Source organism: Veillonella sp., from assembly GCF_018381775.1.
Classification (GTDB): domain Bacteria; phylum Bacillota; class Negativicutes; order Veillonellales; family Veillonellaceae; genus Veillonella.
This window is the reverse complement of record NZ_JAGZRH010000024.1, coordinates 1-5,627: the sequence shown is the minus strand read 5'-3', so window position 1 is coordinate 5,627 and position 5,627 is coordinate 1. Positions and strand designations below refer to the sequence as shown.

The 5,627-nt window shown below is 31.0% G+C and carries 9 protein-coding genes and 1 pseudogene; all 10 read right to left on the bottom strand.

Features of this window, described 5'->3' with window-relative positions; genetic code table 11:
* Nucleotides 1-427 (bottom strand): annotated as a pseudogene (locus KH109_RS09610) (hypothetical protein); the annotation flags it as partial.
* 15 nt (nucleotides 428-442) lie between these two features.
* Entirely contained in the window at nucleotides 443-826 is a 384-nt protein-coding gene (locus tag KH109_RS09605; RefSeq protein WP_295219196.1) for an RHS repeat-associated core domain-containing protein, read from the bottom strand.
* Between the two features lie 20 nt (nucleotides 827-846).
* Nucleotides 847-1,614, bottom strand: coding sequence for a hypothetical protein (locus KH109_RS09600; RefSeq protein WP_295219193.1), 768 nt, complete (start codon nucleotides 1,612-1,614; stop codon nucleotides 847-849).
* A gap of 57 nt (nucleotides 1,615-1,671) precedes the next feature.
* Nucleotides 1,672-2,058, bottom strand: a complete 387-nt coding sequence (locus KH109_RS09595; RefSeq protein WP_295219188.1) for an ankyrin repeat domain-containing protein — start codon at nucleotides 2,056-2,058, stop codon at nucleotides 1,672-1,674.
* Nucleotides 2,059-2,165: 107 nt separating this feature from the next.
* A complete protein-coding gene (locus tag KH109_RS09590; protein ID WP_295219183.1) occupies nucleotides 2,166-2,651 on the bottom strand; it encodes an SMI1/KNR4 family protein in 486 nt (161 codons plus the stop codon).
* Between the two features lie 37 nt (nucleotides 2,652-2,688).
* Complete coding sequence (locus KH109_RS09585; RefSeq protein WP_295219181.1) at nucleotides 2,689-2,988, bottom strand: hypothetical protein; 300 nt, start codon at nucleotides 2,986-2,988, stop codon at nucleotides 2,689-2,691.
* Between the two features lie 129 nt (nucleotides 2,989-3,117).
* Nucleotides 3,118-3,393, bottom strand: coding sequence for a hypothetical protein (locus KH109_RS09580; protein WP_009352538.1), 276 nt, complete (start codon nucleotides 3,391-3,393; stop codon nucleotides 3,118-3,120).
* Between the two features lie 145 nt (nucleotides 3,394-3,538).
* Nucleotides 3,539-3,739 carry an RHS repeat-associated core domain-containing protein gene (locus tag KH109_RS09815; protein WP_363158921.1) on the bottom strand — a complete coding sequence of 67 codons (201 nt, stop codon included), beginning with the start codon at nucleotides 3,737-3,739 and terminating at the stop codon, nucleotides 3,539-3,541.
* Nucleotides 3,740-3,808: 69 nt separating this feature from the next.
* Complete coding sequence (locus tag KH109_RS09575) at nucleotides 3,809-4,126, bottom strand: hypothetical protein (protein ID WP_009352274.1); 318 nt, start codon at nucleotides 4,124-4,126, stop codon at nucleotides 3,809-3,811.
* 68 nt (nucleotides 4,127-4,194) lie between these two features.
* Entirely contained in the window at nucleotides 4,195-4,671 is a 477-nt protein-coding gene (locus KH109_RS09570) for a hypothetical protein (protein ID WP_295219175.1), read from the bottom strand.
* Between the last annotated feature and the right edge of the window lie 956 nt (nucleotides 4,672-5,627).

Here is a 5,627-nt window from a genome sequence, read left to right as displayed (position 1 = left end):
ATAAAGACAAATATTGTTTTCTGTTCGGACTTAGCTTGCGCTTTTTGATTTGTCTTTTAAAGGTTAGATCGGAAGTTAAGCAACTTTGGTAAGCTTCTTTCAATGGTTCCGTATCCCAATTGTAATCAGAAGCAATATCATGCATTCCTTGATGAACAACATTTAACTGCATGATTTTCTTATCTTTTTCTGATAGAGAGGTATACTTTTTGAAGTCAAAAAGCTGATAAGAATCAGCACTCCCCAATATTTTTTCTTTAGGCGGAAATGGACCATTCTCCCATAAGAAAATATTACATTTAATCACCTTTTTGGAATCAAACTTAGGTATTGAAATAAGATAAAGCTCCGGAATAGCAAAGGTTTCTTGATTAAATTCAGAAATTCTTTCATCGTTTTGAAAGTATAAACAAATTTCGTTAATCATAATTTCACTCTCACTTTAAGGTCTGTACTGTTTAGGAGGTCTCGCTCCATTATTAGCAGCTCTATAAGCCCTTACTTGAGCCTTTTCCCACGCTAAAGCTGCTTCTCTATTTGGCAGTCCATCAATCATTACCGAGCCTGCATAATTAGGATCGCCACCTAGACTTAAAACTGCTCCAATGCCAATTGCTGTCAGTGCAACTTGCCCTGCAGCAGTTAAAACAGCACCTATTTCTGGTAAGAAAAATAATGCCATAGCTATAAAACCAGAGGGATCAGTCCATCCTTGTGCATTAGGTGCAAACCGATAAAGATTACTCCCCCCCAGCAACCCAATTGGGTCCTGATTCACAAACCGCCCCGTCTCAGGCTCGTAGTACCTATAGAAGTTATAGTGCAGCTCCCTTTACGGTCGAGAGGTTATAAATAAAGTTGAATAGTACTTGTTATTTTTTTTTGTGTTTCAACACTAATTTCCTGGTTAAAATTCTGGATTAATTTTAAAAAATCAATGATCAAGTTGATTTGAGTAGTGTTAAATATTGTACTTTGGTTTCTTAGAGCAAGATATAAAAATTCAACAACGTAACCATATAAATGAAATTTAGATAGATTAGAAAAAATATATTTTAAACAGCAAGGAGTAAAATATAATAAAGCCTTATTAGTAAAAGCTTGCCACTCTAGTGATTCAAGTATTGAGAGAAAATCATCGTATGTTATCTCAATCCAAGTTTTAGTAGATAGTTGCATTATAGAAAATATATAAAAGTTATCACTATCATCAAAACTTATGATGTTATTTTTATCAACTTTGAAAGCTGGAAAAGTAGGCCTAATTTTTTCCTCTAGATAATTTCTTTCTTGTATATATTTTACCTCCGTAAGAAATTTTTCAAATTCACAATATACGCCTAAGTCTATGACAAACTTTGAAATATATTCTAAAAAATCATAAATGATATTGATTTCATGTTTGGTTAAAGATTGTAGTAAATTAAATAGTTCACTTACTTCTCCTTGGGATATATCAGAATAATAGCTAAATAATTCTATGAAACAATCATTATCTATACTAGGATTTTCTATTGAGCTTAGTAAAAGTGTATTTAAATGTAAGGCATTTTCATTTTTTTGTTTATCTGACATTTGATTTTTGATTAATAAAATTAGATTGTTTTTATTCATGTCTTACTTTCTATATTTTAAGGTATGGCACCATTTGATTGATTTATAATCTATTTTTTATTTACGTTTTCTAAAATCATTTAATAGTTTTACTATCTTCTCTTTATTTTCGCTGGATGAGTTAGTTGCAATTCTAACGGCATTTTCTCCAAATTCATTTTGTATATTTGTATCAGATCCATTGTCAAGGAGTACTTTCACCATTTCTATATTTCCAAACATGCATGCATAATGTAGGGGGGTATATCCTAAGTCCCCTTTAAAATCGATCAATGCCCCATTTTGAAGAAATACAAGAGCATCATTTAAAGAATTATTTCTAGCTGCAATATGCAAAACTGTATCATCCATACCGCCTACTTGATTTATATCTTTAATAGTGTCACCCAAAAAATCAGGATGCGTTTCATATTTTTTTAAAATAGATAATAACTCTTTCTTCATTAACAATACCTATAGTTCTAAGTTGATAAATTTAATAAAAGCAGAAACCGCGTGCGTACTGTACACACTCTATGTAAGGATTGAAGGTTTCAGCTAGCCAAAGTTTACTAATATAATTTCTCAAGCAATTCTAAAAAATTATTTGCAACCACACCAACTTCTTCATCAATAGAGTCGATATTATGATTAAAAAAACGAACTTTCCCATCTGAGGACAAAATAATACTATCACCAGAAGGAGTTTCTGCAATAGGCAATCCATATTGTTGAAAATCGGGATATATATCAATAAGTGAGTTAAGTTTATAATCAGACTTAAAAGACAAAAAATGATCAATAACTATCTTATTACCTTTTATTCTAACCTTTGATGGAACCCCTCCATTATTTCTAAGTAAAAAATCAACATAATCTGTATCAACCTTAAAACCTAATTTATCTTGAAATTCAATAATATCTTTGATATTAGGGTTACTTGAATTATATGCTTTACTTAAACTTTTTAAAGTCTTCTTATCTGGCAAAATTCCATAGTCTCTCATCTGCTGTATGTCTTCTGGGCTTAAACCAAATTTTTTAAATTTAATATTCACTTTCAAATCACTCCTATTACTAATTTTACTAATTTATTTAATCAACTTTATTTTCAAATCTCATAAAAAAGCATCCTTTGTATATATTTAATGAAAGAATATTATCATTATTTTCAATAATATATATTTTTTCAGATAGAAAATTTGGAAAATCAGCCAATACATCTGTAACTGCACTATCTATTGCTTCATACTCATCATCTGTCAGTGGTGAATCAATATATACATAAAGAGCAAATAATTCTTCAGTCATATCAAATGCAATAAGTCTGACTTTGTTACAAATCGCCCCAAGAAAAGCCATTTGCATACTTAAAATAATTTCTTGTTTTTTCATAATTAATTTCTCAAATAAAATATAGAATTTATGTTATATCAGGCAATGCAGGAACAATATGTCTACCCTGTTGCCCCATATGAATGACTGTTGAAATAGATAGCCCCAACCTACGGTCTAAAAATGGTCTTAAAGAGGCTTGTTACCTTTAAATACATTAAATCTTGATAGATTTGCACCTTTTGATTGTATATGTCTTATAGCTAATTCAAATTCATTAAATTCATCGAATTCTTCTATCTCATAATCTTCAGCCTGATCCAATTTATTTTGGGGTACCGTATAGTAATATGTAATATAAATTCCATTACTTTTCTTAATAGCAAACACTTGATAAACAACTTCTCCATCAATTTCAATAAGTTCATCATATCCTTTTGTTTGTAAATTAGTTAAATTTAACATATCTATTTTCCTATAATATCAATACGCACTTTTTTTCCATCCAGATGTCTAATACTTATGTGCGGATACTTTTCATGTCCTTTTCCTTGTGGATCATCATGTCCTTTTCAACATCCTGTTGCTTTATCCATAGCATAATCTTTTCCTAATTCACAAACCGCCCTGCATCCGGCGCGTAATACCTGAAGAAATTGTAATGCAGCCCCGTCTCACGGTCAGCGTACTGGTTTTGCAGGCAGAAGTGCTGGTATGAGCTATCCGTTATCTTGGTTTCATCTTTCAGACGCCCCCAGCCGGTATAGTTGAAGCAAGTGAGGAGAGCATAGGGAAAAGGTCGACTGAAAATTGATTTCAGATAACCTTGATATTTAGCGGAACTTGACCTAACCTACGACTACTGTTTGTTAAGAGGTATTTATTGTCCTTGACCAAGAATTTCTTCTCCAATTATTGAATCTAACTCTATCCATGCTTCTTCAAGTTGACTAACAATAGAAGATTTATTTTTATTTGGATCGTCTTTTAGATTGAGATACCAAATATGTGTTAATTTTGGTATCTCATATAAATAAGACGCTAGTCTTTTTTCAATTAGATTATGATTATGAGTATAATGCTTTATTTCATTTAAAATTTTTAATAATTCTTGGTAGTCCTTTACATCGAATTCAAGATCTATTCTGACCTTATCAATAAAACTATTATTTTCAAGTTTTTCTAATAATTCTTTCATGGTAAACACCTTTAAGTTATACAAAGCAAAGGATAGCTTCTGCTGGAATAGTTCATTTATTTTTAAAGTTAAGCGTTCAGTCCAATAGAAACAGATAACACATCTTCCTCATCGTCGAGTAGAGATATATCGATAACTTTATCTATTTTATGACTAAAGAATTTTAAACAATAAAAATTAGGTTTGTTTATTAATTCTAGCCAATTGCTAATATTTTTTATTTTGATAATAAACAAGGGGAATAATTCTATTGGTATTTCAGCCGAATCATGTATTCCTCCATAAAAGTATACATAAGCAATATCATTTTCCTCTGGTACAAAACAATTTAATATTTCATTTTCTATCGATAAACTAAAATTTTCTTTTGATAATTCTATATTTCTATAGGGGGTAAAAGTACGATTTATTATTTCACATGAGAGTGGATATGGAATAATTTTTTCAGAATCCGTAATTAAATTATTTAAAAAATGCATTTCTTTCATTTTTTTGATTAAATGATTCTGTTTTAAAGTAAAGATCTTATTTTCTAAAGTTGTCATGATACTATTTCCTATGTTGTACGGTTACATTATCTTTGTAGTACTTCCAAAAAAATGTACCATTTCCATTATTTCTTTTTTGACTAAGATTTCCATCCATTTTGGCAGTAGCTACATGCTAGTGCGGACAAGGGTGTTTTGCAATCGGAAGGGTTGGTGCGCCGTTCCCGTTACGTTCGTTTCGCTCTTCAGTTTACCCCAACCGTAATAATCCCCAAAACAGGTTACCTTCGTCATCAGTCATCTATCTTGAGATGCCGATTTGGTCGCAGTGGAAGTAGCGGGTTTGTTGGCCGCTTTCTCCTGTTGGGAAGGGGGTCGTCTGAAGGTTATTTCAGACGACTTTGATATTTTGTTGGGTCTTGAACCAACCTACACTTGCTAGAAACATTTACAGTTATTTGGATTTTGATTAGCTTTATATAGTTTGAAGGATTTAAAATTAGCAAATTATAAAAGAATTCAGATTTAAAATGAATGTATTTAACTCTCTCTTCCATAACTTAATACTCTTAGAAAAGTATAATGATATAGCTGGCTCTTCAGATAAAAAACATGCATAACTTTTTTCGATTGGTAAAACTTCTAAGTCATCCATTCCTTCAAAAGCTAGAGTACAAGTTTTGTTTGGTTGGTATCTATGACGAATAGTCCAATATTATGATATATCTAAATCATTTCCTTCTAATTCTTTCAAAACAATCCAGTTATGGTTATGTAATTGGTCTCTTAAATCTTCAATATGATATTTCATAGTATATTTCCCTCTAGTTATACTACATCCGGGTCGTAGGCGTAGCGGCGGTTAAGTACGATACAAAAAAGGTCGTCTGAAAATATCGAATCTTACTTTTTGTTTTTTTTCTTAGGATTTAATTCTTCTTTACGTTGCTTATAAAATTGCCAATATTTTTTGTCTTCCATAGAGAAAGGTGTGTAACGTAGCTCATTATAAG

Coding starts and splice junctions, on each gene's coding strand:
- KH109_RS09600 (WP_295219193.1), bottom strand. CDS start 1,614: ATGAATAAAAACAATCTAATTTTATTAATCAAAAATCAAATGTCAGAT.
- KH109_RS09575 (WP_009352274.1), bottom strand. CDS start 4,126: ATGAAAGAATTATTAGAAAAACTTGAAAATAATAGTTTTATTGATAAG.
- KH109_RS09585 (WP_295219181.1), bottom strand. CDS start 2,988: ATGAAAAAACAAGAAATTATTTTAAGTATGCAAATGGCTTTTCTTGGG.
- KH109_RS09580 (WP_009352538.1), bottom strand. CDS start 3,393: ATGTTAAATTTAACTAATTTACAAACAAAAGGATATGATGAACTTATT.
- KH109_RS09570 (WP_295219175.1), bottom strand. CDS start 4,671: ATGACAACTTTAGAAAATAAGATCTTTACTTTAAAACAGAATCATTTA.
- KH109_RS09595 (WP_295219188.1), bottom strand. CDS start 2,058: ATGAAGAAAGAGTTATTATCTATTTTAAAAAAATATGAAACGCATCCT.